The sequence below is a fragment of the Pseudoalteromonas sp. P1-26 genome (assembly GCF_001401795.1).
Classification (GTDB): domain Bacteria; phylum Pseudomonadota; class Gammaproteobacteria; order Enterobacterales; family Alteromonadaceae; genus Pseudoalteromonas.
In genome coordinates this window covers 58,880-84,608 of record NZ_LKDX01000011.1, presented here as the reverse complement: position 1 = coordinate 84,608, position 25,729 = coordinate 58,880, and the positions used below count along the sequence as shown (strand labels likewise).

The 25,729-nt window shown below is 41.9% G+C and carries 25 protein-coding genes; 10 read left to right on the top strand and 15 right to left on the bottom strand.

What is annotated here, in order from left to right:
• Positions 1-24 precede the first annotated feature (24 nt).
• Positions 25-1,302: an outer membrane protein transport protein gene (locus AN394_RS08065; protein WP_055021200.1), complete on the bottom strand. Its 1,278-nt coding sequence runs from the start codon at positions 1,300-1,302 to the stop codon at positions 25-27.
• A gap of 336 nt (positions 1,303-1,638) precedes the next feature.
• Here AN394_RS08065 and AN394_RS08060 point away from each other — a divergent pair, with 336 nt between their 5' ends.
• Positions 1,639-1,962, top strand: a complete 324-nt coding sequence (locus AN394_RS08060) for a hypothetical protein (RefSeq protein WP_054562719.1) — start codon at positions 1,639-1,641, stop codon at positions 1,960-1,962.
• Here AN394_RS08060 and AN394_RS08055 read toward each other — a convergent pair.
• The 10 genes from AN394_RS08055 to AN394_RS08010 all read right to left on the bottom strand — a co-directional run bounded on the left by AN394_RS08055 (position 1,922) and on the right by AN394_RS08010 (position 12,392).
• Positions 1,922-3,139, bottom strand: coding sequence for an HD-GYP domain-containing protein (locus AN394_RS08055; protein ID WP_055021199.1), 1,218 nt, complete (start codon positions 3,137-3,139; stop codon positions 1,922-1,924). The genes AN394_RS08060 and AN394_RS08055 overlap by 41 nt on opposite strands.
• Positions 3,140-3,404: 265 nt before the next feature.
• Complete coding sequence (gene rraB, locus AN394_RS08050; protein WP_054562721.1) at positions 3,405-3,740, bottom strand: ribonuclease E inhibitor RraB; 336 nt, start codon at positions 3,738-3,740, stop codon at positions 3,405-3,407.
• On the bottom strand, positions 3,740-4,426 hold the full coding sequence (locus AN394_RS08045; protein ID WP_082422959.1) for a 1-acylglycerol-3-phosphate O-acyltransferase: 687 nt from the start codon (positions 4,424-4,426) through the stop codon (positions 3,740-3,742). The genes rraB and AN394_RS08045 overlap by 1 nt, the downstream gene beginning before the upstream one ends.
• A gap of 167 nt (positions 4,427-4,593) precedes the next feature.
• Positions 4,594-6,891, bottom strand: coding sequence for a DNA topoisomerase IV subunit A (parC, locus tag AN394_RS08040; RefSeq protein WP_055021197.1), 2,298 nt, complete (start codon positions 6,889-6,891; stop codon positions 4,594-4,596).
• A 10-nt stretch (positions 6,892-6,901) separates the two neighbouring features.
• On the bottom strand, positions 6,902-8,002 hold the full coding sequence (locus AN394_RS08035) for a sorbosone dehydrogenase family protein (protein WP_054562724.1): 1,101 nt from the start codon (positions 8,000-8,002) through the stop codon (positions 6,902-6,904).
• A 52-nt stretch (positions 8,003-8,054) separates the two neighbouring features.
• Positions 8,055-9,944 carry a DNA topoisomerase IV subunit B gene (gene parE, locus AN394_RS08030; RefSeq protein ID WP_054552648.1) on the bottom strand — a complete coding sequence of 630 codons (1,890 nt, stop codon included), beginning with the start codon at positions 9,942-9,944 and terminating at the stop codon, positions 8,055-8,057.
• Positions 9,945-9,977: 33 nt separating this feature from the next.
• Positions 9,978-10,538: a YqiA/YcfP family alpha/beta fold hydrolase gene (locus AN394_RS08025; RefSeq protein WP_055021196.1), complete on the bottom strand. Its 561-nt coding sequence runs from the start codon at positions 10,536-10,538 to the stop codon at positions 9,978-9,980.
• Positions 10,523-11,305 (bottom strand): metallophosphoesterase, encoded by a 783-nt coding sequence (locus AN394_RS08020; RefSeq protein ID WP_055021195.1) that lies wholly within the window; start codon positions 11,303-11,305, stop codon positions 10,523-10,525. Before AN394_RS08020 ends, AN394_RS08025 begins: the two co-directional genes overlap by 16 nt.
• Positions 11,292-11,750, bottom strand: coding sequence for a DUF1249 domain-containing protein (locus AN394_RS08015; protein ID WP_055021209.1), 459 nt, complete (start codon positions 11,748-11,750; stop codon positions 11,292-11,294). The genes AN394_RS08020 and AN394_RS08015 overlap by 14 nt, the downstream gene beginning before the upstream one ends.
• A gap of 9 nt (positions 11,751-11,759) precedes the next feature.
• On the bottom strand, positions 11,760-12,392 hold the full coding sequence (locus AN394_RS08010; protein WP_054562728.1) for an NUDIX domain-containing protein: 633 nt from the start codon (positions 12,390-12,392) through the stop codon (positions 11,760-11,762).
• 150 nt (positions 12,393-12,542) lie between these two features.
• Between AN394_RS08010 and tolC the strand changes: the two genes are divergently transcribed.
• From tolC to AN394_RS07995, 3 genes are all read left to right on the top strand, one after another.
• Positions 12,543-13,883, top strand: a complete 1,341-nt coding sequence (gene tolC / locus AN394_RS08005; protein WP_055021194.1) for an outer membrane channel protein TolC — start codon at positions 12,543-12,545, stop codon at positions 13,881-13,883.
• Between the two features lie 107 nt (positions 13,884-13,990).
• The gene (gene lpxL, locus AN394_RS08000) at positions 13,991-14,917 is read left to right on the top strand and encodes an LpxL/LpxP family Kdo(2)-lipid IV(A) lauroyl/palmitoleoyl acyltransferase (RefSeq protein ID WP_054562730.1); all 927 of its coding nucleotides are present in this window, start codon (positions 13,991-13,993) and stop codon (positions 14,915-14,917) included.
• Between the two features lie 59 nt (positions 14,918-14,976).
• The gene (locus tag AN394_RS07995; protein WP_054562731.1) at positions 14,977-15,552 is read left to right on the top strand and encodes a TcpQ domain-containing protein; all 576 of its coding nucleotides are present in this window, start codon (positions 14,977-14,979) and stop codon (positions 15,550-15,552) included.
• Here AN394_RS07995 and glnE read toward each other — a convergent pair.
• The gene (gene glnE, locus AN394_RS07990) at positions 15,549-18,335 is read right to left on the bottom strand and encodes a bifunctional [glutamate--ammonia ligase]-adenylyl-L-tyrosine phosphorylase/[glutamate--ammonia-ligase] adenylyltransferase (RefSeq protein ID WP_055021193.1); all 2,787 of its coding nucleotides are present in this window, start codon (positions 18,333-18,335) and stop codon (positions 15,549-15,551) included. The two genes, AN394_RS07995 and glnE, sit on opposite strands and share 4 nt — an antisense overlap.
• A gap of 72 nt (positions 18,336-18,407) precedes the next feature.
• Between glnE and AN394_RS07985 the strand changes: the two genes are divergently transcribed.
• The 6 genes from AN394_RS07985 (at position 18,408) to ruvX (ending at position 22,669) form a co-directional block, all read left to right on the top strand.
• A complete protein-coding gene (locus AN394_RS07985; RefSeq protein WP_054562733.1) occupies positions 18,408-19,301 on the top strand; it encodes a hypothetical protein in 894 nt (297 codons plus the stop codon).
• A 28-nt stretch (positions 19,302-19,329) separates the two neighbouring features.
• Positions 19,330-19,791 carry a hypothetical protein gene (locus AN394_RS07980; protein WP_054562734.1) on the top strand — a complete coding sequence of 154 codons (462 nt, stop codon included), beginning with the start codon at positions 19,330-19,332 and terminating at the stop codon, positions 19,789-19,791.
• A gap of 69 nt (positions 19,792-19,860) precedes the next feature.
• Positions 19,861-20,595: a 16S rRNA (uracil(1498)-N(3))-methyltransferase gene (gene rsmE / locus AN394_RS07975; RefSeq protein WP_055021192.1), complete on the top strand. Its 735-nt coding sequence runs from the start codon at positions 19,861-19,863 to the stop codon at positions 20,593-20,595.
• 68 nt (positions 20,596-20,663) lie between these two features.
• Entirely contained in the window at positions 20,664-21,617 is a 954-nt protein-coding gene (gene gshB, locus AN394_RS07970; RefSeq protein WP_054562736.1) for a glutathione synthase, read from the top strand.
• A gap of 24 nt (positions 21,618-21,641) precedes the next feature.
• Complete coding sequence (locus AN394_RS07965; RefSeq protein ID WP_054562737.1) at positions 21,642-22,199, top strand: YqgE/AlgH family protein; 558 nt, start codon at positions 21,642-21,644, stop codon at positions 22,197-22,199.
• Positions 22,200-22,219: 20 nt separating this feature from the next.
• On the top strand, positions 22,220-22,669 hold the full coding sequence (ruvX, locus tag AN394_RS07960; protein WP_054562738.1) for a Holliday junction resolvase RuvX: 450 nt from the start codon (positions 22,220-22,222) through the stop codon (positions 22,667-22,669).
• Here the strand turns inward: ruvX and AN394_RS07955 are convergent.
• The 3 genes from AN394_RS07955 to AN394_RS07945 are packed head-to-tail and all read right to left on the bottom strand — an operon-like array spanning position 22,666 to position 25,727.
• Positions 22,666-23,538, bottom strand: a complete 873-nt coding sequence (locus AN394_RS07955) for a hypothetical protein (RefSeq protein WP_235575490.1) — start codon at positions 23,536-23,538, stop codon at positions 22,666-22,668. The genes ruvX and AN394_RS07955 overlap by 4 nt on opposite strands.
• On the bottom strand, positions 23,539-24,672 hold the full coding sequence (locus AN394_RS07950) for a PilT/PilU family type 4a pilus ATPase (RefSeq protein WP_055021191.1): 1,134 nt from the start codon (positions 24,670-24,672) through the stop codon (positions 23,539-23,541).
• 14 nt (positions 24,673-24,686) lie between these two features.
• Positions 24,687-25,727 carry a type IV pilus twitching motility protein PilT gene (locus AN394_RS07945; protein WP_054562740.1) on the bottom strand — a complete coding sequence of 347 codons (1,041 nt, stop codon included), beginning with the start codon at positions 25,725-25,727 and terminating at the stop codon, positions 24,687-24,689.
• Between the last annotated feature and the right edge of the window lie 2 nt (positions 25,728-25,729).

The window sequence follows — 25,729 nt, the reverse complement described above, 5'->3', positions numbered from 1 at the left end:
CAGCGACTTTACGTCGCGTCAAAATTAAAATTTGTAGTTGTACTGAGCACCAATTAGAACTGCGTGACCTTTTGATTCATATTCCCATGAAACATCTTGGCCTAAAGAAGCAGCTAGGCTGTCTTTTTCAGAGAAGTTTTGTGTTTTACCACGAAGGATACTTACACCTAAGTCAACATTTGAGTTTTCGCTGAATGCGTAGTTACCACCAAACGAGAACCAGAAACGATCTGTATCAGGGATAGAGATTGAAAGGTGTGATTGGTCTGCTGGTGACTCATCGTATGCAATACCTGCACGAAGTAAAAGTGCATCGCTGTACTGGTAGTCAGTACCGATAGAGTAACGCATTGAATCTGAGAAGTTCTCTTCTTTAGAGAATACAGGCGTTTCAAGGCTTGGTGTATAAGCTTCTAATTTTTGGAAGCTGTCCCAACCAGTCCATAAGATGCTGTAGTGTACGCCTAGCTTCTTATCAAGTTGATGTGAACCAGAGAACTCAGCAATTGCTGGTAAAGTCAGTTTTAACTCACCTGGTACTGTAGTACCCGCTAAACCGCCAACTGCAGCTGGAAGTTGGTTTGAGTACTCGCCTTCAAAGTCGATATCTGTTTCACTGCGGTAGTTAAAACCAAAACGGTTGTTTTCGTCTAACTGATACATAGCACCAATGTTCCAACCAAAGCCGTAGTCGTCACCTTCAAGGTGAGCAATTTGCGTGCTAGCTGGTAAACCAAATGGATTAGTACCTGCATTACGAACAACTTTTGCATCAGCATAAACATAGTTTAAACCAAGACCTAAGCTGAACTGTTCGTTGATTTTATATGAAGCGCTAGCATTCATGTTAACTGTTACGATTTCAGTTTCACCTGCAATAGAGCCTGCCGCGTAGTCATCTTTAAACTCAGTTGAAAGACCGAAGTTTGAAAAAGCACCAAAGCCTAAAGACACTTTATCGTTTAAAGGCATTGTGAAGTAACCTGCAGGGATAAATGCAGATGGTGCGATGCTATCTTCATCGATAGAGCTTTCATCTAAGCCGTATGCAGCACTTTCGCCTTTTAAACTTACATCTGGAATTACAGCAATACCTGCTACTGAGATTTGCTTGTCTTTGAATAAAGACATAAGTGCAGGGTTACGAGCAACAACTGATGCGTCATCTGCAACAGCTGCTTCACCAGCGTATGCGCGACCTAAACCTGAAACGTTTTGCTCTGCTAATTGGAAAGCTGCAGCGAAGCTGTCAGCAGAAACAACAGCAAGTGATGCTGCAATTAGTGTTTTAGTGAACTTCATAAATCTGTGTCCTCTTGCAAACTTGTGCGAAAGCTAATCCAACAATGAGGGCAACCTATTAGTTAAGCATAAAAGATTAGCGCTGTATGTTGGTATTAGATGTTTTATTCTAATGATTACAAACTTTCGAACATTACCTTAATTAAGATCAAAAAACTGTAATTTTTCGTTAGAAATAGGTAAAAAACCCGCATTTTAACAACAAGATAACAACTTATTAAAACTCATCAGAGCTCTGATTACAAAAACAACAAACAGTAGTAATTATCATTTGCATTGACATCTATTTCTTGTCCCTTTAGACTAAAAATAAAGGTTTTACTGTTGAGTTTGAGTATGGAAATCGCATTGATTATTGCGGCACTGATGTTATGTGGTGTGAGTGTTCATTATTTTTGTAAAGCAAACTATTGCGCGTGCACTAAAGCGGGTGATTGCGATAACCCAGTCAATCACTATTGGCTAGGCGCCATGCTGAGTGCTGTTTTATCACTACTGTTATGTTGTGTGGCCTTACATGTAGAAAAAGGCACATTGCTGTGGTTGGTATTAATGACGAGTTGTTTTAGTGGTGCATTTATATCAGCAAAACGCAGTGCCAAAAAACGCTGTGTTAAGTCTAAACAAGCAGATGCTCTTTTAACAAACGAGCCAAATTAAGCTGATAATCTAGAGGCTTAATACTCGCAATAATTTTTAGTTCTTTTTCTACGCTTAAATCGACATCTTTGGCAGTAATATGATGCTTATGCTTGGCATTATAGAAGATCTTTATTTTCGGCTTAATTGGGTTTTCGTGGTTACCTTCCATCACTAACGCCAAGCGCTCATTATTCAACTTCACAATCGTTCCAACAGGGTGCACCCCTAGGCATTTAATAAAGCGTTGCACCAACTCAGAGTCAAACAATTGCTTATTGGCAAGTAAATAACGCAGCGCTGAGATTGGCTCTTCTCCCATTTGATGCGGCCTGTCTGCTGTCATAGCATCATAAACATCGACGATTGCCATCATACGGGCTGCACGGCTCAGCTTTTCAGCTGCAATACCGCGAGGGTAACCTGTACCATCTAAACGCTCATGGTGATTCACTATCATATCGAGCATTAACGGCGTAATGCCCTTTTCACCTTTCACTAAACCTAAACTCTGCGCCACATGCTTTTTAACAACTTGCATTTCGTTGTCGTTCAAGGCACTTGGTTTAGACAATACACCTTGTGGCATTTTCGCCTGACCGATATCGTGCATCAATGCACCCATTGCCAGCTCTTTAATTGTCTTTTCTTTGTAACCTAGGTACTTAGCAAACACACTCACCAAAATAGCGGTGTTGATCATGTGCCGCCAGTTATAAATATGTTTATCTTTAAGGCGAGTTAAAATAGTTAAGGCATTGTGATTACGAAATACCGAGCTGACTATATCAACGGCGATATCATCAAGCACAGCTACATTCACCTTTAAACCCGATGTGATATCTGAGTAGAAACCTTGCAATTTTCGGCTGTGCTGCTCGTAATGCACGCTGGCTTTTAGAAACTCTTGTTGAACCGTTATCCCTTGTGGTGCTTCGTTAGCTGCAGGCTTTTGTTCAACCTTAGGTTTAGCCGGTTCAGGCTTTGGTTGGTATTTTTTAGGGAGTGCAACATCGCTTTGTGTAAAGTCGATGAGTAGCTCTTCAACCCCCTCAGAGATAAGGCGTTGAATAATCGTTTTATCACGCACTAAACCACGTGTTTTGATCTTAATACTATTTACATGCTCTTGTTGCTTACTGACACTGTCAACAAACATCCCTGGTACAAGTTCGGCAATGGGTAAGGTAATAAGCATATGTGAGCTTAGCGCATAAAAACATCGAGTTTTTTATTATCGCTAATTGATTACAAATGTCTATAGATTGGGTAGCGAATACGAAATAGGTATGAGTTAAGAAGTTAGAAAGGGGAAAGTTAGAAAGGGGAAAGTTAGAAAGGGGAAAGTTTCTAGGGGAAAGTTAGAAAGAGTAAAGCTAGAATCGCTTAGCTAACGACTCAAGAAACTCGCTAACTTTACTCTTGAAACTTGCTAACTTCCCATCCCTAGCAACTCGCTAACTTTACTCCTGAAAGTAAGTACCCCAGCCGTCGTATTCAACGTCGGTTTGCTGAGCAAGCGCTTCTAGCTTGTCTACGTCTTCCATAATCGCTTCTACTTCAAGTTCACACTCAACAACCACGTCAAAGCTCCACACTTTCTCGCCGTCTTCTAGCTCAAGTTCTGCAGGTTCTTCAACATCGTAACCTAGTTTAAAAGCGGCTAAAGCGGCTTGCTCTAGCTTTTCAAAATTTTCGCTAACAAAGTGGTGTTCCACTTCATAAAGTACTTCAGGATCTGAGCCATCTTCAAGCAATGAAGTAACGATGTCTTCAGTAATTTCGCGCCAATTTTCCATTATTTGTTTCTCACTTGAGCATCTAATTCAGTTATTTTAGCAGCCATAATCTGATGAACATGTGAAGCATGGTCACGAGCAGATACGTCTTTATCAAGATAAATTGGCGCTAACATTTCGAGGTAAATTGTACCATTATCCCAGCGATTTAGCTTAATAGTTTTGTGCGTTGTACTCATACAAACTGGCACTACTGGCACATCAGCACTCATTGCCGTGTGAAATGCCCCTGTTTTAAAAGGTAATAAACCACGGCCATAGCTTCGCGTACCCTCAGGAAACATCCAAACCGATAAGCCTTTTTGTTTTATTTTCTCAGCTGATTTAGAGATTGTGCCTGCTGCTTTTGAACGGTTAGCGCGGTCAATTAAGATGTTTCCCGATAACCAATATAGTTGACCAAAAAATGGGATCCATTTAAGGCTTTTTTTACCAAGGCTTACACAGTTTTCTGGCACCATGGCAGGTAAAGTGAATAGGTCATAGTTATTTTGATGATTTGCTACATAGACAGCAGGGCCTATATTTTTTGGAGTCTCGTGATATTTAAGCTCTAGTTTGACACCTAAAATTTTAGCTACCTTGCAAAACCAACCCGAAATAATATGCACGTTATTAGTATGAAACGGCTTGACGATGCATAAAAGCAGCCCAAAAACACAGCTCAAAACAATGAATAACGCCATGAAAATTATGCGAAAAATAGCTAACAAACGAATTCTCCTCGTACTAATCAGCGCGCATTATAACGTGAAAAATACCATTTCCATAGCTTTAAGCGCACATGTGTACGCTTAAAATTTCATAACGTTTTAACAATAAAAAAGGCCTGCAATTGCAGACCTTTTATTTTTTACTCTGTTACTTCGCTTGGCGACTCATCACTATCATCTGTTTGAGTCACTTCGACTACAGCTTCATCAACACGCTGTAAGCCACGCGGTAATTTATTACCTCGTCTACCACGTTCACCATGATAATGCTCAAGATCAGCCGGTTTAAGTGTCAGTTTTCGTTTCCCTGCATGCAGGGTTACGCTACTGCCCGCAGGCACCACAGCCAGTACTTTTACAAACTCTTCTCGGGCTTGTACTTTCGCACTTGGGATAGAAATAATCTTATTTCCTTTACCCTTACTAAGCTTAGGTAAATCACGCAGTGGGAATAACAACATGCGGCCTTCATTAGAAATTGCCATACAGTAATCTGTTGCTACATCTGTTACTCTAATTGGCGCGAGTAATTCACCGCCTTTAGGAACACTGACCAGCGCTTTACCGTTTTTATTTTTACTCACCAGATCTTTAAAGTCGCTTATAAAGCCATAACCTGCATCTGAGGCCATTAACAACACTTGGTTGTCTTCTGCCATCACCACATGCTCAAAGTTGGCTCCTGCGCTTAAGTTAAAGCGCCCTGTCATTGGCTCACCTTGGCTTCGAGCTGAAGGTAAACTGTGTGCATCAGTAGCAAAAGCACGACCACTTGAGTCTAAGAACACTGCAGGTTGATTGCTCTTACCGCGCGCTGAGGCTTTATAGCTGTCGCCTGACTTGTAACTTAGCCCTTCAACATCTAAATCATGGCCTTTGCCAACACGTGCCCAACCTTTTTCAGATAACACAACGGTCACTGACTCTGAAGGGATAAGGTCTTTTTCACTTAACGCTTTTGCTTCTAAACGTTCAACAACTGGTGAGCGACGATCATCGCCATACATTTCAGCCGCTTCTTGGATTTCTTTTTTCATCAAGGTCGACATACGACGTTCTGAACCAAGCGTTTGCTCTAGCTTGTCACGCTCAAGGGCAAGTTCATCCTGCTCACCTTTAATCTTGAACTCTTCAAGTTTTGCTAAATGACGTAGTTTTAACTCTAAAATCGCTTCCGCTTGAATATCAGTTAAACCAAAACGCTCCATTAATACAGGCTTTGGTTTATCTTCAGTACGGATAATTTCGATAACTTCATCAATATTTAAAAAGGCCGTTAATAAACCTTCTAAAATATGTAAGCGAGCTAATACTTTATCTAAACGGTGCTGTAAGCGGCGGCGAACTGTTTCACGGCGGAACGTTAACCACTCGGTTAAAATACTACGTAAATCTTTAACTTGCGGACGACCATCAAGGCCAAGCATGTTTAAGTTTACGCGGTAGTTCTTTTCTAAATCTGTGGTTGCAAATAGGTGCGCCATTAGTGGCTCAGCTTTAATGCGGTTTGAACGCGGTACAATCACGATACGAGTTGGGTTTTCGTGATCAGATTCGTCACGTAAATCAGCAACCATTGGCAACTTTTTAGCATTCATCTGGGCTGCAATTTGCTCAAGCACTTTTGCACCTGAACACTGATGAGGCAGCGCGGTGATCACTATGTCACCTTGCTCTTCAGTGTAAATTGCACGCATCTTGATAGAACCACGTCCGGTTTGATAAATCTTACGAATATCGTCTTTTGGTGTGATGATTTCAGCTTCTGTTGGGTAGTCAGGCGCATGCACTAACTCAAGCAACTCTTCGATTTCTGTCTTTGGCTTATCAAGTAATAGACAACAGGCACTGGCAACTTCACGCACATTGTGTGGTGGAATATCGGTTGCCATACCTACCGCAATCCCCGTTACACCATTAAGTAAGATGTGTGGTAAACGCGCAGGTAACACCATTGGCTCATCAAGTGTACCGTCAAAGTTTGCGGTCCAATCTACAGTGCCTTGACCCAGCTCTTTTAGCAGAACTTCTGAGAACTTAGATAAACGCGCTTCGGTGTAACGCATTGCAGCAAATGATTTAGGATCATCGGCAGCCCCCCAGTTACCTTGACCGTCCACCAGCGGGTAGCGGTAAGAAAACGGCTGCGCCATTAACACCATCGCTTCGTAACAAGCACTATCGCCATGGGGGTGGTATTTACCCAGTACATCACCCACGGTACGGGCTGATTTTTTATATTTTGCTTGCGCCGATAGCCCCAGCTCGCTCATTGCATAGATGATACGACGCTGTACAGGCTTAAGACCATCACCTACATGAGGTAAAGCACGGTCCATGATGACGTACATTGAGTAGTTTAAGTAGGCGTCTTCAGTAAAGCGCCCCATTGTTTGTTGTTCTACGCCTTGCATCAGCAAGGTATCTGTATCACTCATTAACGCTTACCTATTTTTTCTTAGCACTAACGCGATAGATCACATTAGCAAAGTCGTCTGAGATCAATAAGCTGCCATCTGCAAGCTCTGCAAATGCAACTGGGCGACCAAATGTTTCTTCGTTTTGCATAAAGCCTGTGATGAACGGGGTGTACTTAGTAATACGACCTTGTTCAACATTCGCTAGCATCACTTTATAGCCTGATTTTTTACTACGGTTCCACGAACCATGCTCAGCAACAAAAAGCTGCTCTTTGTATTTAGCAGGAAACTGCTTACCGTTATAAAAATGAATACCTAGAGGAGCAACATGAGCACCAAGTGCAAGGGCTGGCGATTTATAGTCAGCAATACTTTTACCTTTGCCAAACTCAGGATCTAAAATCGCACCAGCGTGAACATAAGGGAAACCATAATGCGCGCCCTCTTCACCTTCACCAACACGGTTAATTTCGCATGGTGGCATGTCATCGCCCATCATGTCACGGCCGTTATCACTAAACCAAAATGCATTCGTTGTAGGGTGATAATCAAAACCAACTGAGTTACGAACACCTTTGGCGATGGTTTTAATTTCTTTTGTATCCACATCTAACGAGAAGATACGGCCGTATTTGTCGTCTTCCGCACAAATGTTACATGGCACACCCACTGGCACAATTAGCTCACCGGTTGGCGCAAAACTAATAAACTTCCAACCATGGTGACGATCAGTTGGAAACTTGTCGTATACCACGTCAAATTTAGGATCTTTTAGGTTTTTGTCTACGTCTTTAAAACGAATGATACGTGACACTTCAGCCACATATAAATCACCATCTTTAATCGCTAAACCTGATGGCATTTCAAGGCCAGTAGCAATGACAATCTTTTTATCTGCAACACCATCACTGTTGTGGTCAATCAGTGCATAAACATTACCTGCTTTACGCGAACCTGCGTAAACAATGCCTCTTTTTGATACCGCAATTTGACGCGCGTTTTCAACATCATCGGCAAACAGGCTTATAGAAAAGCCATCAGCAACTGTTAATTTATCGAGAATATCTTTTGCCATTACAGGCGCTGATAACAAGCTCAGCGATAATAATGAGGTCAGTAGTTTTTTCATTTTTGTCTTGCCCTTTAATTCTTTGCTAGCAACTAAGTTGCTACACCCTTTATTAAACTTCTGCGCGGTTACCGTGATCTTCTAACCATTGGCGACGGTCTGACGAACGTTTCTTCGCAAGTAACATATCCATCATTTCCATGGTTTGTTCTTCTTCGTCTAAAGTTAGTTGCACTAAACGACGCGTATTAGGATCCATGGTGGTTTCGCGTAATTGTAACGGGTTCATTTCACCTAACCCTTTGAAGCGTTGAACATTAACCTTACCGCGTTTTTTCTCAGCTTCAATGCGCGCTAAAATACCGTTCTTTTCGTCTTCATCAAGGGCGTAGTAAACCTCTTTACCAATGTCGATACGAAATAGCGGCGGCATAGCTACATACACATGGCCTTGTTTGATAAGCGATGGAAAGTGACGAACAAAAAGCGCACAAAGCAAGGTAGCAATGTGCAATCCATCCGAGTCAGCATCGGCCAAGATACAAATTTTGTTATAACGCAGACCAGATAAATCACTTGAATCAGGGTCAATACCCAAAGCGACAGAAATATCATGCACCTCTTGCGATGCTAAAATCTGCCCAGATTCAACTTCCCAGGTATTTAAGATTTTACCGCGCAGCGGCATGATTGCTTGGAATTCACGGTCGCGCGCTTGTTTTGCTGAACCACCCGCTGAGTCACCCTCTACTAAAAACAGTTCAGTACGGTCATTATCTTGGGCGCTACAGTCAGTTAATTTACCCGGTAATGCAGGGCCTGAGGTAACACGCTTACGCACGACTTTTTTAGCAGCACGTAAACGGCGCTGCGCATTTGAGATACATAACTCAGCTAATAATTCTGCAGTTTCTGTATGCTCGTTTAACCATAAACTAAATGAGTCTTTCACTACACCAGATACAAACGCAGCACATGAGCGAGATGAAAGCTTTTCTTTTGTTTGGCCTGCAAATTGTGGGTCTTGCATTTTAACCGATAATACGTAGCTACAGCGCTCCCAAATATCATCTGGCGTTAGCTTTACACCGCGTGGTAGTAAGTTTCTGAATTCACAGAATTCACGCATTGCTTCAAGCAAGCCTTGGCGTAAACCATTAACATGCGTACCGCCTTGTGCAGTAGGAATTAAGTTTACATAACTTTCAGCGATTGATTCACCGCCTTCAGGTAGCCATACAACAGCCCAGTCAGCGCCTTCTGTTGAACTTGAAAAGTCACCAATAAACGGCTCTTTTGGTAATACTTCAAAACCTTTAACTGCTTCAACTAGGTAATCTTTTAAACCTGTTTCGTAATACCATTCTTGGCTTTCTTTGGTTTGCTTGTTAGTAAACTTAATGCGCAGGCCTGGGCACAATACCGCTTTGGCTTTTAATAAGTGATTAAGCTTAGTGATAGAAAAGTTAGCTGAGTCAAAATAGCTAGCATCAGGCCAAAAACGCACGGTTGTACCTGTATTACGCTTACCCACAGTGCCAATGACGTTTAAATCTTCAACCTTGTCACCGTTTTCAAAGGCCATACGAAATTGCTGCGCATCACGGCGCACAGTGACTTCAACACGAGTCGATAGCGCATTTACAACCGAAATACCTACACCGTGTAAACCACCCGAAAACTGATAGTTTTTATTAGAGAACTTACCACCGGCGTGCAGCTTGGTAAAAATAAGCTCCACCCCTGGAATACCTTCCTCAGGGTGAATATCAATCGGCATACCACGGCCATCATCGATAACCTCAAGGGAGTTATCTTCATGAAGGATGACATCTATTTTAGTGGCATGACCTGCCATTGCTTCATCGACACTGTTATCGATAACTTCTTGACCTAAATGATTAGGTCGAACCGTGTCGGTATACATACCTGGGCGGCGTTTTACGGGCTCTAATCCGTTTAAGACTTCAATTGCTTCGGCGTTATAATTTTGCTGACTCATAGTTTTTATATCTTTTATGCGCTTAGCTATGTTTTACGTGATTTTAAGAAAATCTACAATACTTGCAAAGGTTTGTTCGAAGCCGATAAAACTATGATCGCCTCCAAATTCAACGTGTTGCTTACACTGAGAATAATATTTAACCGCCTGCTGAAACGGCAGTACTTCATCGCCCGTTTGCTGTAGCAAATAAATCAATGAAGGGGTGTCTAATTGCGGCAAATATAAGCTACGCAATGCATCCATGTGACGGGTACCAAGTTCATAATGACTGTCTTGGTACGGGTTATAGTTTTCCCCTAAATAGTTATCAAGTAACTCAAATGGGCGAACTGCAGGGTTAATGACCACCGCAGGGATCGAATAACGTTGCGACAAATAGGTCGCATAAAAACCGCCTAATGAACTACCTAGTAATACAGTATCATCATTTAGCAGTTGTTCTAATTGTAAAATTGCATGTAATGGCTCATGAGTTAATCGCGGCACCTGATAATCGACATCAAATTGCGCCATGTGCTCACCAAAACGAACGGCTTTGTAAGATTGCTCAGAGCTATTAAAGCCATGAATATAAATTACTCGTTTAGCCATACTACATCCGTGCTTAATAGTAAGTTTTGTTGCTCATCAATGTTTAAGTCGATGAGTCGAAATGCGGGGCCCAAATCCTCTTGCAGCCACGCCATAGTGTGTTTGGTAAACTGTATTGAGCTGGCCGGTGTCGCATACACACTAAGATTACGGTAGGTTTGCGTGTACCCATGATGCACATGACCATGAAATACCCCCACACACTGCTCAGTATTAACACAGGTATTTAAAAACTGCGGGCCATTTTCTAGCATATGTTTATCTAGGTAGGCTTGAATAGGCAGCGGGTTATGATGACAAAACACCACGCTAGGTACCTGCCCTACCGCTTGGCTTAATTCATCTAAATGCGTTTGTGTTACCCAACCTGCTGGCGTTGGGCCTTTTGAGTTTGCCAACAGCAGCTGCCCACCTAAAAAGGTAATTCGCTTATTGTTTAAAATTTGCGGGCTTGTAAGCTTTTCATATTCGGCAAGTTCATCATGATTACCCGGCAACCAAAACACCGGACAACTCAGCGCTGAGTCTGCTATTAATTTAGCAAAAAGCTGGTAAGACTCAGTGCTGTGATCTTGTGTTAAATCACCACCAAATACCACACAATCCACATCGAGCTCAGAAATAACCTGTAAACAGCGCCCAAAATACGCTGCCGTATTCACGTTAAAGTATTCACCCGTCGTGTCTTTTGATAAGTGGCAATCAGTGATATGGGCAACTTTCAGTGCTGTTTTATCAAAATGGTAGGCGTTACTAAACCAAGCCATTATTTACATCCCAATTTAAAACTGCTCGGCCGTTTTCAACACAAGCCACCAGCCAGTCATATAAGAAGGCGTTAAGTTGATATTTTTCATCTTTTTGATGCATATTCGGATTCGGGTAAGCATAGGAAGGCTTGATGCGCTGATGAAAATCATGATGCACAATTTCAGCGACTTTCGCATCATGATACATACGTACCGTTAAATACAAAGGCTTAACCGAAGGCAAATTACCGGCTTCTTGTTTGATAGAAATATCTGTAGTGTATTTTGCTGTATCGTCAACTTTAACCGCAAAAGTGCTGTGCCCTAGTTGTACCTTTCGCTCCTGACCTATACGGCGCTCATTAGGTAATAGCTTGAGCGCACGCACGTAATTATGCTCACACAAAGTTAAGTACTTAGGTAAGCTTTGAATATAACGCTGCTGGGCACTGACGTACGACAAAATAATCACCTATGAGTTTTTCCAATCAGACAGTATACGTTGCTTATTCAGTGCTAACCACTGTAATGAGATAACTGTCGCTGCATTGTCTATTTCACCCTGTTCTAGACGCAGCATAGCTTCATCGTATGACATTACATGGGTTTTGATATCTTCATCTTCATTATCAAGGCCAAAAATACCGCCTTGATACCCTGCTAAGTCAGTGCGCGCTAAATATAAATACAAACGCTCCGTGGTGCCGCCGGGGCTTGATAGATACGACATCATAAATTCTAGCTCGTTAAGCTCAATTCCCGCTTCTTCGAACGCTTCGCGCTTCGCTACATCTTCATAATCAGTACTGCCATCTGCCATGCCTGCAATACACTCAAGTAACCAAGGTGACTGCTTTGATGCGAGCGCTCCGATTCTGATTTGTTCGATTAATAAAACTTGGTCAGTCTTAGGGTCATAAGGAAGTACAGCAACAGCATGGCCACGCTCTAAAATTTCGCGTTTAACTTCTACTGATTTACCACCAGCAAACAATGCATGATGAAAGCGATAAGTATTAATTTTAAAGAAACCATCATAAACACGCTCAATCGGCTTTAACTCTATGTCATCATGATTAAATTGTGAGATTGCTGATATTTTCATTCACTATTTCCTTTGCGTTTTAAGTAAATGTTACGGCCAATTATATTCTGTTACACTTGGACATGCAGATTTACGTAATTTTTTTTTGGTTATTCATTAAAAAAGAGTACCATGGTCACAGTACAAAATTGTCTAAGGACTGAACGAACAATGAAAAAAACACTACTCGCTGCGCTGATCGGGTTTTCAAGCGCACTGACTGCAACAGCTAGTTACGCTGAAGACTTACTACAAGTTTACGAAATTGCGACAGCAAACGATCCTACCGTACTTAAAGCAAAAGCCCAAGCAGATGCACAAGCCTATGAGAGCGATCGCGCGTTAAGTGCACTATTACCACAAATTGGTTTAAGCCTTGGTTACCAATCAACCAAATCAGATCTTTACGAGGGTAATGATGCTACGGGTTATGCAGGTTATGACTATGATCCTGATGAATTTAGCCGTGGTATTAGCTTAAACCAAACGCTGTTTGATTTAGGTGCATGGAATTCACTCGGTATTGCAGATAAACAAGCGTTACAAGCAAACGCTCAGTATGATTTTGCACGCCAAGACTTAATTGTTCGTGTTGCTGAAGGTTACTTCAACGTACTAAGCGCAATCGATAACCTTGAGTTTGTTCAAGCAGAAAAACGTGCCATCGAGCGCCAATTACAACAAACTAAAGAGCGCTATGCAGTAGGTTTAACAGCTATCACTGACGTACACGAAGCGCAAGCTCAGTACGATAACTCTGTTGCACAAGAAATCGTTGCTAAGAACAGTGTTGAAACAGCGCGTGAGCAACTTCGCGAAATCACTGGTAAATACCACGCGAAATTAGACATGTTGAATACTGAAACGTTTTCAACTGTTGCACCTAAAAAGCAGTCAACTGACTACATTGAAATTGCAAAAGACCAAAACTTAAATCTGCAAGTTTCAAAAGTAACGGTTGATATTGCTAAAGATCAAATCGATTTAGCAAAAGCAGGTCACTATCCGAAGCTAACATTAAGTGCTTCATACGGTGACAGCCTAACTGATCTAAACAGCAACTCACACCAGCCACGCGAAGATAGTACAAGTATTGGTGTTAACTTCAGCCTACCTATCTACTCAGGTGGTGCAACAACAGCAGCGACAGATCAAGCACGCGCTTTCTATGTTGCGGCAAGTGAAGATTTAGAAGCAAGCTTACGTGCAGTAACTCGTTCGGTTATCACATCGTACAACCAAGTAGTGTCTGACATTGCTACTTATAAAGCGCTACAACAAGCTGTTGTTTCTGCTGAAAGTGCGCTTAAAGCAACTGAAGCAGGCTTTGAAGTTGGTACACGTACTATCGTAGACGTACTGATCAGCACGCAAAACCTTTACAATGCAAAAAGTAATTTAGCAAACGTTCGTTACCGCTATGTTGTTTCAACACTTCGCTTGAAACAAGCTGCTGGTACACTAACTAGCGAAGACCTTGTTGCAATTAACCAAGGTTTAAAAGAAATCTAAGCATTTCTTCTATAAAGTCCTTATTGTAAAGCCAGCCTCGTGCTGGCTTTTTTGTGTTTTTAAGGACATACAGTTAAACTAGCTTTTTTATTTTTAGAGATTTTTTTGTGGTTAGTTCATCTCCTTTTAAAGCGTCTTTTTTAGGCCCTCGCTACTGGTTAACTTGGATTGGCGTGTTCTTTTTATATCTTATCTCTTGGTTACCACATAAATTACAACTAGCGCTTGGAAAACTGCTTGGCCGTTTAGTACACCGTTTTATGAAACGTCGTCGCCATATTGCTGAGGTAAACATTCGTTTATGTTTTCCTGATATGCCAGAGCATGAACAACGCGAACTAGTTCGAAAGAATATGGAAAATACCGGTATTGCAATGATGGAAACCGGCATGGCTTGGTGGTGGCCCCAGTGGCGAATCAATAAAGTGTTTGGTTCTGTTAAAGGCCTAGAGCACTTTGAAAAAGCTCAGCAATCAGGTAAAGGTGTGCTGTTGCTTGTGCCACACTTTTTACACCTAGAAATGGCGAGCCGTATTATGGGTGTTAAACACCAAGGTATTGGCTTTTATCGCCCGCATAACAACCCTTTAATGGAATATTTCACGACTAACGGTCGTCTTCGTTCTAACGAATACTTAATTGGCAAAAAAGATGTTAAAGGCTTACTGCAAGCGCTTAAAAATAAAAAGGTTTGCTACTATTTGCCAGATCAAGATTACGGCCGTAACCGCTGCGAATTTGCGCCTTTTTATGCGGTAAAAGAAGCAGCAACAACAACAGGAACGCTGTTATTTTCAAGTAGCCGTAACTGCGAAACAGTAAGCTTAACGAGCCGTCGTGATGAAGAGGGTCGCTACCATCTAGAGGTATTACCTGCACTTGAAAACTTCCCAAGTGGCGATGACCTTGCAGACGTTACCCACGTAAATCAGCGTATGGAACAAGCTATCGATTTAGCGCCTGAGCAGTATATGTGGCTTCACCGTCGCTTTAAAACTCGCCCTGATAAGAATGCACCTTCTTATTACAAGTAGAGTGACATTTTACCGTTTGTATGGTTTTATAAAGCTAATCAACAACAAGAGTATTAGAAATGTGGTTTTGGGTTAAGCATTTATCATTAGCTGTTATTTTGATTGCTGCTGCTATTTACTTTTTATTTGGTAGTGGTCCAGTAATGGACATTAAAGATACCAAAAATGCTGCAGCGCAAGGATTATCGCGCTTTTATGCGGCGCTACGTAACCAAGTAAATAACAAGAATAATGAGCGCGATAAATACGTTCTTAAATTACCTACGCCAGAAACCAGCTTAGATGTCGCACTTTTTGAACGCGAAAAAGTCGTAGAGCCTTCATCACCTAACTGGACTGGTGATATTCAACCGCGCCGCTTTGAAAATGGTAACACCTTAAAAGATGTACTCTCTGACTATGCTCGTCACGAAGATATCGTACTGTACTGGTATTTAAGCAAAGACTATGTTGTAAAAGATCATTTTCGCGTTGATAGTAACTTTGTCTCAACCCTTTATCAGGTTGGCCGCGCCATCAACGATGATTTCGAGAATGAGGTTTACACCTATTTTTGCTTTAAGCAAAGAGCCGCGGTTATCACTGAGCTGCCCTCTGCTTATGTGCGCGAAAACTGCCGTCGCTTAAAAAGCTAAAACACCTGCTGCCACGCCTGACTTACTAAGTCGATGTGCTGAGTTAACTCAGCACGAGGCGCACAACGCCCCTGCTGATTCAAACTCATTACATGGTAACGTGAACGATAAGCAATATACGCAGCCACTAATTCTTGCTGCATTTGCTCAGTAATACAGCCTAAGCGCGCAGCATCAGCTAAAATGCGCACATTGTCAGACCAGGTCGTTAGCTCAGAGTGCCGCATAGCATTATTTAGCACCAAGTACTGAGTGATAAACTCAATATCTGTGATACCGCCCCTATCTTGCTTTAAATCAAACAGATCATCATTACCTTTAGCAAGGTGAGCGCGCATTTTTTCACGCATCTCAACCACATCAGTCTTAAGCTTCTCATTATCGCGGGCTTGGCACAAAACGTCTTTGCGGATTTGTGCAAAACGCTCTCGCAACGAATCTTGCCCATAAATCATGCGTGAACGAACCAAAGCTTGATGTTCCCAGGTCCATGCTTGAGTTTGCTGATAGTGGTAGTAACTTTCTAAATTAATAGCTAGTAAACCCGATGCCCCTTCAGGACGTAAACGAGTATCAAGCTCATACAATATGCCTGACGCAGTTCGGGTGTTGAATAGATGCATTAAGCGCTGCGCAAGCTTTAAGTAAAACTGACGGGAATCAATCGACTTATCACCATCGGTATAGCTGCTACCATCGTGGTTATGCACAAATACCAGATCTAAATCTGAATCGTAGCCAACTTCAAAGCCGCCAGTTTTGCCGTAAGCAATAACAGCAAAGCCCTTTTCTTGATCTGAGGTATTCGCTGGCCGACCAAAGCGCTCAACACATGCATGCCATGCAATATTGACCGCTTGCTCTACAATAGCCTCAGCAAGTGCAGTAAGGTGATCGCTTACCTTCATCACACTCAGTACACCGGTTGCATCGGCTGCAGCAATGCGTAACTGATGCGTTTGTTTAAACTGACGAAGTGCTTCCATTTGCAGCTCTAAGTCGCCATGCTCTATACGCAAGAAATATTGCCTAATTTCATCTTTGTAAGCAGATAAAGGCGTCGGTTTATAAAGCACCTGGGGGTCAATCAGCTCATCAAGTAAAATTGGGTAACGAGAGATATGCTCGCCAATCCATTTACTATGACAGCAAAGTGCCACCAGTTGATTTAAGGCACCTGGGTTTTCATATAACAGCTCTAGGTAGGCAGTTCGTGAGATAATCTTGTTCAGCACTTGGCAAATCATGGTAAAAGCGTCGCTACTGGCTTTTGTAACTGTTAGCTGTTTAAGTAAAAGCGGCATTAATTTGTCGAGGATATCACGACCTCGACTGCCAATTTTCGCCTTAGTTAAGCGCGCTTTAAAATCTTCAAGTGCCGCTTGCCAGTCAAGATTTGGCTCACACATCAGGCTAACATCTGTCATTTCCCAAGCGCTAATGTACTCACTTTCACACGGATCTGCCGTTTCGCTTTCAAAGCCAATCACTTGTTCGAACTCACCATGGACTTGAGACATGGTCTGCTCAATGCTAGTTAAACACTGATCAAAATCATCTTTATTGAGCAAATAGCATAAACGCTGCTGGTTTAACTCGTCATCAGGTAGGGTTTGCGTTTGCTTATCATCGAAAATCTGTAGGTACTGCTCAATTTGACGTAAGTCTAAATAGTTTTGTGTTAATAACTCAGCTTCTTTATTCGACATCACTTGGTTGTTAACCAGCTCTTTTAAAGCAACCAATAATGACTGAGTTTGTAGGTTCGCTTCACGGCCGCCTCGGACCATTTGCAGCGCTTGTACTACAAACTCTACTTCTCGAATGCCGCCAGCACCTAATTTGATATTGTTTGTAAGGCGCTTTCGGCGTACCTCTTGAGCAATCATTTGCTTCATCTTGCGCAGCGATTCAATCACCGAAAAATCAATATAGCGGCGGTACACAAACGGCCTTAGCAATTCATAAAACTCATCCCAATACCTATTTTCTGTGCCAATTAATCGCCCTTTTAGCATGGCGTAGCGTTCCCACTCACGTCCTTGTTCTTGGTAATAATCTTCCATTGCATGAAAACTCATTACCAAAGGCCCACTTTCACCAAATGGGCGCAGGCGCATATCAACCCGAAACACTTGGCCATTTACCGTGGTTTGGTTAAGCGCCATAATTAGCTTTTGCGCCACTTTGGTATAAAAAACTTGCGCTTCAATGGAGCGGCGCCCCCCTTGCGTTGCAACATCGCGAGGGTAAGAAAAAATTAAATCTATGTCAGATGAGTAGTTAAGCTCTCCCCCACCAAGTTTGCCCATACCTAAAACTAACATTGGCATTGCATTATCGTCATCATCAAGCGGCATGCCACTGACTTTTGCGACCTGCGCAAAGGCCCACTGATTGGCACTATCGATAAGCTGGTTTGCAAGGGCCGAGATATAAGCGATGCTATCGGCAATTGGGTTTGCACAGCACAAATCAAGAAAAGCCACTTTCAACCAGTATTTTTCTCGATACAAACGTAACTTTGCCAGCGCAGCATTGTCATCCAGTTCATTGATTTCAGAATTACTTAACGGAGCTTCAACTGCACGATTAGCAAGCTCCTTATCATCAAGTAACCAGTCTTTTAAATCAGGCTGAGATTGTAAGCAGTTCCACGCAAAGTCACTTAAAGACAGCAAGTTAATAATCTTTTGTTGCTCAGTTTGCCCCTCATACAAGCTCGCGAAGCGGGTTTGGCCTAACTGATGAAGTGACTCGGGAAGCGCGTGTAAATTACTCATTAAATACTCTCTTTTAACTTGCCAATAACCGTACTAGAATGATTATCAAAGAATTATTTAGCAGGGACCTGCATGTCATATTTATCACTATCTAACACTAGTTTAGTCGCGATTGCTATTAGTTTCGCTGTAATTTGCGTCACTATAGTACTGCTACGTATTCTAACGCAAATCAAAGCAAAACAAGCGCTTAAAGAAGAGCTTGCGCAACATGATAACTTTGCCATGGGGATCAGCTTTGCCAGCGAAATTATGGTCGTTATAGCCACTATCGCTTATATATTTGATGAAATTAGCTTAAGTGCAGCCCAATCTAACCCGCTAAAAGTACTTTTACTCATTGTGCTGTTGTTTGCCTTTATAAAAATAGGCCATTTAATTCATCGTAAATGGATTTTGCATCGCTTTAATGAAGAAGCAGCCATTCTAAAGCAAAATGTCTGCGCTGCTTTAGTTGATTCAGGCATGTTAATCGCAAACTGCATTATCGCTCTTGGCCTTTATAACTGGTGCCATACCCAAGGTTACAGCAGCTTATTGATCGCCACTGTGAGCTTTTTTGTGCTGCAAGGTATGTTTGCCCTTGATAGTAAAATTCGTGAATATCGCTTTGCAAAAGCCAACCAAGGTGCATCACTACAAAGTAACTTTAACCTTGAAAATACCTCTATTGGCATTCGCTACGCGGGTAAGTCTATCGGCCTAGCACTTGCGGGCTATGCTGGTCTTGCCAGTGCATCATTTATTAGTGGTAAGATGGTAGAAAATTTATTCACTCTAGTATCTCATTGCGGTGCAATGTGGGTATTGTTATATATTTTGAGCTACATTATTAAATATATCTCTCTACCTAATATCGACACATCGTTAGAAGTAGATCACCAAGATAACATTGGCATAGCCTGTATAGAGTTTGCCGTTTTCGGTGCAATAGGCTATTTACTAATAAGTATGTTTTCAATTTGATACGGAAGTATTTGAATCGTGAGGCATTATGCCCTTTAAAGTTAATAATTATTTATTAGTTGATATAGATGATGAGTTTAGCCGCGCATTTGCTCAGCACTACTTTGCAAATGCCGAAAATTCGACTCTAGTTGTGGCTGGTGCTAATAGCCGCCATATGGTTAAACTCATGTTTGATCAACTCGTTAAGGATTATTGCTATTGCGATTTTAGTAATGAAATTAGTGTCTCAGAACTCGCCAGCTATTTACATGAACACCACGATATTCAAGGTGTACTGATTAATCAGACTGACTATCAACTGGCGAATGATGCACAAAAATTTATTTATAACTCACTTCACAAAATACGTTACTTAGTGCAACAAGATGGACATAGTTTTAGTTTTACACCTTGTCCGGATGCTGCTCACATTAACCACCTTTCTTGCCAGTCTGAGATTGCCGAAACCACTGCACATGTTTTAAGTGCCAAAGACGAATTTAAATAACAAATAAATAATTGCACCTAAGCCGCTGTATACTTACCATATTGCTAAATTTATTGATAAGTGACAGCCATGCGAGTTCCACATATTTACCAACCTTCAGCGATTTCTTTAAACACCCCAGTAGCACTTGATGATGATGCAGCAGGTCATGTTGGCCGTGTATTGCGTATGCAAGTCGGTGATAAGGTTTCGATTTTTAATGGTGAAGGAGGTGAATACCTCAGTAAAATTATTGAAGTCAGCAAAAAAAATGTCGTCGTTGAGCCTCAAGAGTTTGTTGATCATGATGTTGAATCGCCTTTAAAAATTCACTTGGGCCAAGGCATTTCTCGTGGCGATAAAATGGATTTCACTATTCAAAAATCTGTTGAACTGGGTATCACAGAAATCACCCCAATTTTTAGCCAACGTTGTGGCGTAAAACTAAGTGGTGACAGACTGCAGAAAAAACATCAACAATGGCAAAAAATTGCAATTGCTGCCGCAGAACAATCAGGCCGTAATTTTGTGCCTGTTGTACACCCTCCTATCGATATAAAAGACTGGCTTGAACAAGCAAGTGATGCGATTAAACTTACTTTGCACCCGCGTGCTGAGCACAGTATTAAAACTATTCAAGTACCAAACGAAGGAGTGCGCTTTTTAGTCGGCCCAGAAGGTGGATTTACCGATGCAGAAATTGACATTGCTAAACAGCAAAACTTTGTTGATATTCGCTTAGGCCCACGTGTTCTGCGAACAGAAACAGCCGCTCTGACGGTATTGAGCGCATTACAATTACAGTTTGGCGATTTAGCGAATTGAAAACCGTAAAAATACCCATATATCAAAGTAACAAAACATAGTATGGCATACGATTCTAAGGCAAAAATATGGCAATTAAGCTAGGCATAATCTCTGATCCAATTAGTGGCTTTAATATTAAAAAAGACACTGGCTTTGCAATGATGATGGAAGCGCAACAGCGCGGTTACGAAATTTACTACATGGAAATGGATGACCTTTCTCTACGTCAAGGTCAAGGCTTTGCAACAGCCGCCAAAGCCCGTGTGTTTGATGATGTAAATCACTGGTATGAATTAGAAGAAAAAGCCACCATTGCTTTAGCAGATTTAGACGTTATTTTAATGCGTAAAGATCCGCCTTTTGATACTGAGTACATCTACGCTACCTATATTTTAGAGCGTGCTGAGCAAGCTGGCACGCTTATAATCAATAAGCCGCAAAGCTTACGCGATGCTAACGAAAAGCTATTCACAGCTTGGTTTAGCGAACATACGCCAGATACTTTAGTAACACGTAGCCAAGCAGACATTCGTGCATTTTTAGCTGAGCATAAAGATATTATTTTAAAACCGCTAGATGGTATGGGTGGTGCATCTATCTTTAGAGTTAAAGAAGATGATGCCAATATTGGTGTGATCTGCGAAACGCTAACCGAACATGGTAGTCGTTTTGCAATGGCACAAAACTATATTCCTGAAATCAAGCAAGGCGATAAACGCGTACTTGTGGTTGATGGTGAAGTAATGCCGTATTGCCTAGCTCGTATCCCACAAAATGGCGAAACGCGCGGTAACTTGGCAGCAGGTGGTAGAGGTGAAGCACGCCCGATTAGCGATTCAGACCGTAAAATTGCAGAGGCTGTAGCACCTACGCTGAAAGAAAAAGGCCTTATTTTTGTTGGTCTAGATATCATTGGCGACCGTTTAACTGAAATCAATGTCACTGCGCCAACGTGTGTAAAGGAGATTGAAGCCGCTTATGACATTTCAATCACTGGTCACTTATTTGATGCCATTGAAAGAAAACTGAGCCATACTTAAATTAAACAACAAAAGGGGCGACCTATGCAGTCATTAGAGAATCACTTCTTAATCGCAATGCCGAGCATGCAAGACCCTTTTTTTAAGCGTGCTGTCACTTACATTTGTGAGCACAATCAAGATGGTGCGATGGGCTTGGTAATTAACCAGCCTATCAATATCACCGTGGGTGAGCTACTCGATAAAATCGAAATTGATAACGACAAAAGCAAGCAAGCTGCAGGTTTAGCTGTGTACGCAGGCGGACCTGTAAAAACCGATCGCGGATTTGTTCTGCACTCACCAAAACCAGGTTATGCAGCGAGTCAAAAACTTAGTAGTGATATTATGATCACCACTTCAAAAGATGTGTTAGCAAGCCTAACCACGAGTGAAGCACCTGAACAATTTATTATCACACTGGGTTATGCTGGTTGGGATCAAGGACAGCTAGAGCAAGAACTGCTTGAGAATTCATGGTTAATTATCAAAGCAGATCCTGAGATCATCTTTAACACACCCGTTGAAAAACGCTGGGAAAAAGCCGTTTCTATGCTGGGTTTTGATATCGGGCAATTAAGCTCTGAAGCTGGCCACGCCTAACATTTATAAATTTTAAGACTATGACAAAACGAACTTTTAAGCCACTCGGTGAACGCACCGTAATGGGTTTTGACTTTGGCACCAAAAGTATTGGTATTGCCATTGGTCAAGAGCTCACAGGAACAGCATCAAGCTTACAAGCTGTAAAAGCGAGAGATGGGATCCCTGATTGGCAACTTATTAAAAAACAGGTGGATGAGTGGCAACCAGATTTAATGGTGGTTGGTTTACCGCTTAATATGGATGGCACCAATCAAGAAGTTACTTTTAAAGCCAAGAAGTTCGCTAACCGCTTACATAACCACTTTGCTATACCGGTTGAAACGCAGGACGAACGACTAACAACAGCAGATGCCAAAGCCCGTTTATTTGAACAAGGTGGCTACCGAAACCTTGGTAAAGGTAATGTGGATAATATGTCAGCGGTGATCATCTTAGAAAGCTTTTTTGAGCAGTTTTATGGCGACTAAGGCGCTTTATTAATCACCGTATAGTTGTTTAAATCTGGAATGAAGCCTGCCTCTCGGTAGGCTTTTTCAATTGCGCCTGTTTTACGAAGCTGCGCAAGCCCTTTTTGAATTGCAACAAAGGCCGCTTTTCCATCGGGGTGACTCTTCGAAATAATAAAATGACGGCTATCATTAAGCTGGAGCACTAGGTTTGGCACAGCTACCAGTTCAATGTTCTCTAATGTGTAGCGATTATTGAGGCTAGGCATTAAGGGCATCATCATAAAATCAACCCACTGCATCGATACAGTGCGGACTTGCCCAAGCCACTCATCTTCTCTGAGCAACTCTTTTAAGGGCAGAGCAGATAACGTTTGCCAATCGGTTTGCCAGCGTGGCGTTGACACTGCGGTTAATTGTTTAAAGTCAGCAAGCTGTTTTACTTGCTGCACTTTCTTATTGTTCGGTGAAGTGAATATACCTGCAAAATACTCACCATCTCTAATCACAGGATCAGAGATATATACCGACTCAACTAGCTGCTTTGCATCAACAGACCAAACACTATCGAAGCTTAATAGTAGCTGGCCATCTTCTAACAGCTTGGTATTGCGATAATTAACATTGCCTTTGTGATAACGAAATGGCTTGGTAAAACCGCCTAAACTCAATGCTTGTTGAGCTATGATCATATCGACCACATCACGGCGAATGTAAGCACCACTGAAGTCTTTAACTTCAAGGGGTTTGCGACCATTCAAAAAGCGACTGTAATCGTCATAAACATCATCGCGAATAAAAATAACCACACTTTTATTATCATTGCCATATACCTGAAAGGTACTCAGCAATAAAAATAACCAACCGATTAAATTTACTCGCAAACACATTTATTCGTCACTCTTTCCATCAAGACCATCGATAGTCACGCCTTGTAAGAAGCCCGCACCACTTTGTTCATTGTTTTGCAGCTTAATCATTAGGCGTAAGTCATTTGGCGAGTCAGCATGGTGTAACGCATCAGCGTAGTTAATACGGCGCTGTTTATAAAGCTCAAATAAGGCTTGGTCAAAGGTCTGCATGCCCATTTCTTTCGATTTAGCCATGGTTTCTTTGATAGAGCCAATATCACCACGCTTGATGAGCTCTGCCACCATAGGTGAATTAAGCAAAATCTCGATAGCAGCAACACGCCCTTCCCCATCGGAAGTTGGCACCAACTGCTGAGCAACAATGGCGCGAAGGTTAAGTGCTAAGTCGTACTTTAACTTATCGTGCTTTTCTTTTGGTACTAAGTGCATGATACGGTCAATGGCTTGGTTGGCATTATTCGCATGCAGTGTCGCCACACACAAATGACCCGTCTCAGCAAAGCTGAGTGCGTATTCCATGGTTTCTTGTGAACGGATCTCACCAATTAAGATCACATCAGGTGCTTGACGTAACGAGCTTTTTAGAGCTGATTCAAAGCTTTCAGTATCCAAACCAACCTCACGTTGGGTAATGATACTTTTACGATGCTCGTGAACAAATTCGATAGGATCTTCAATGGTAAGAATATGACCACGCTGATTGCGGTTACGATAACCTAACAGCGCTGCAAGCGAGGTTGATTTACCCGTGCCTGTACCACCTACAAACAGCACTAAACCACGTTTTGCCATAATCACGTCGGTTAATGTTGATGGCAAACCTAGTTCGTTGACATCTGGGATTTGCGTCACGATACGGCGAATAACCATACCCGCTTTATCACGCTGCCAAAAGGCAGAAACACGGAAACGGCCTTCATCAGTCGCAATTGCAAAGTTACACTCTTTACTGTCATGAAATTCTTTGCGCTGTTTGTCGTTCATTGCTGACTCGACCAAAGCGAGTGAATCCTCATCAGAGAGCTTCTCATCGCTTAAAGGTATTAATTCACCGTTTACTTTTGCACTGACAGGCAGCTGGCTCGAAACAAACAAGTCTGAGCCTTTTTTGTCGATCATAACTTGTAAAAAATGATTTAAAGGTAAAGACATTTTAAATAGCTCCGTTAACCACCAAATTGGGTTTTATCTTGCGCTTTAGCTCGCGCATCATTGGTTGTAATAATGCCGTAGTTAACTAAGTTTGCTAAACATTGATCCATGGTCTGCATACCATGCGATGCACCGGTTTGAATTGATGAATACATTTGTGCAATTTTATCTTCACGGATCAGATTTCGAATTGCAGGAATACCTATCATGATCTCGTGAGCTGCAACTCGGCCACCGCCCACTTTTTTAAGTAAAGTTTGCGAGATTACGGCACGTAATGATTCTGACAACATTGAACGTACCATGTCTTTTTCTTCACCTGGGAATACGTCAATGATACGGTCAATGGTTTTTGGTGCTGATGTGGTATGCAAGGTACCAAACACCAAGTGACCTGTTTCTGCTGCGGTCATCGCTAAGCGAATCGTTTCAAGGTCACGCAGCTCACCCACTAAGATTACATCCGGATCTTCACGTAGTGCACTTCTAAGTGCATTAGAGAAGCTATGCGTATCACGGTGAACTTCACGCTGGTTAATAAGGCTCAGCTTATTCTCATGTACGAATTCGATTGGATCTTCAATAGTTAAAATATGGTGATGCTTATTTTGGTTAATATAATCAACCATCGCCGCTAATGTGGTTGATTTACCAGAACCCGTTGGCCCGGTGACTAGCACCAAACCACGTGGATTATCGGAAATGGTTTTAAAAATATCAGGCGCACCTAAATCATCCAGCGTTAAAACATCACTTGGGATAGTACGAAACACCGCCGCAGGGCCACGGTTTGAATTAAATGCGTTAACACGAAAACGCGCAAGGTTTGGTACTTCAAAAGAAAAATCCACTTCGAGATTTTGTTCGTAGTCCTTACGCTGATTATCGTTCATAATATCGTATACCAGACTATTTACATCTTTTTGTTCTAATGCTGGAATATTAATACGACGCACATCACCATCAACACGTATCATGGGTGATACGCCTGATGACAAGTGTAAATCCGAGGCTTTGTGTTGCACACTAAAGGCCAATAATTCGGTAATATCCATTT

Bases quoted from the DNA above. Each gene is read 5' to 3' on its own strand.
- AN394_RS08065 (WP_055021200.1), bottom strand. From the start codon at position 1,302: ATGAAGTTCACTAAAACACTAATTGCAGCATCACTTGCTGTTGTTTCT.
- AN394_RS08060 (WP_054562719.1), top strand. From the start codon at position 1,639: ATGGAAATCGCATTGATTATTGCGGCACTGATGTTATGTGGTGTGAGT.
- AN394_RS08055 (WP_055021199.1), bottom strand. From the start codon at position 3,139: ATGCTTATTACCTTACCCATTGCCGAACTTGTACCAGGGATGTTTGTT.
- rraB (WP_054562721.1), bottom strand. From the start codon at position 3,740: ATGGAAAATTGGCGCGAAATTACTGAAGACATCGTTACTTCATTGCTT.
- AN394_RS08045 (WP_082422959.1), bottom strand. From the start codon at position 4,426: ATGGCGTTATTCATTGTTTTGAGCTGTGTTTTTGGGCTGCTTTTATGC.
- parC (WP_055021197.1), bottom strand. From the start codon at position 6,891: ATGAGTGATACAGATACCTTGCTGATGCAAGGCGTAGAACAACAAACA.
- AN394_RS08035 (WP_054562724.1), bottom strand. From the start codon at position 8,002: ATGAAAAAACTACTGACCTCATTATTATCGCTGAGCTTGTTATCAGCG.
- parE (WP_054552648.1), bottom strand. From the start codon at position 9,944: ATGAGTCAGCAAAATTATAACGCCGAAGCAATTGAAGTCTTAAACGGA.
- AN394_RS08025 (WP_055021196.1), bottom strand. From the start codon at position 10,538: ATGGCTAAACGAGTAATTTATATTCATGGCTTTAATAGCTCTGAGCAA.
- AN394_RS08020 (WP_055021195.1), bottom strand. From the start codon at position 11,305: ATGGCTTGGTTTAGTAACGCCTACCATTTTGATAAAACAGCACTGAAA.
- AN394_RS08010 (WP_054562728.1), bottom strand. From the start codon at position 12,392: ATGAAAATATCAGCAATCTCACAATTTAATCATGATGACATAGAGTTA.
- tolC (WP_055021194.1), top strand. From the start codon at position 12,543: ATGAAAAAAACACTACTCGCTGCGCTGATCGGGTTTTCAAGCGCACTG.
- AN394_RS07995 (WP_054562731.1), top strand. From the start codon at position 14,977: ATGTGGTTTTGGGTTAAGCATTTATCATTAGCTGTTATTTTGATTGCT.
- glnE (WP_055021193.1), bottom strand. From the start codon at position 18,335: ATGAGTAATTTACACGCGCTTCCCGAGTCACTTCATCAGTTAGGCCAA.
- AN394_RS07985 (WP_054562733.1), top strand. From the start codon at position 18,408: ATGTCATATTTATCACTATCTAACACTAGTTTAGTCGCGATTGCTATT.
- AN394_RS07980 (WP_054562734.1), top strand. From the start codon at position 19,330: ATGCCCTTTAAAGTTAATAATTATTTATTAGTTGATATAGATGATGAG.
- rsmE (WP_055021192.1), top strand. From the start codon at position 19,861: ATGCGAGTTCCACATATTTACCAACCTTCAGCGATTTCTTTAAACACC.
- gshB (WP_054562736.1), top strand. From the start codon at position 20,664: ATGGCAATTAAGCTAGGCATAATCTCTGATCCAATTAGTGGCTTTAAT.
- AN394_RS07965 (WP_054562737.1), top strand. From the start codon at position 21,642: ATGCAGTCATTAGAGAATCACTTCTTAATCGCAATGCCGAGCATGCAA.
- ruvX (WP_054562738.1), top strand. From the start codon at position 22,220: ATGACAAAACGAACTTTTAAGCCACTCGGTGAACGCACCGTAATGGGT.
- AN394_RS07955 (WP_235575490.1), bottom strand. From the start codon at position 23,538: ATGTGTTTGCGAGTAAATTTAATCGGTTGGTTATTTTTATTGCTGAGT.
- AN394_RS07950 (WP_055021191.1), bottom strand. From the start codon at position 24,672: ATGTCTTTACCTTTAAATCATTTTTTACAAGTTATGATCGACAAAAAA.
- AN394_RS07945 (WP_054562740.1), bottom strand. From the start codon at position 25,727: ATGGATATTACCGAATTATTGGCCTTTAGTGTGCAACACAAAGCCTCG.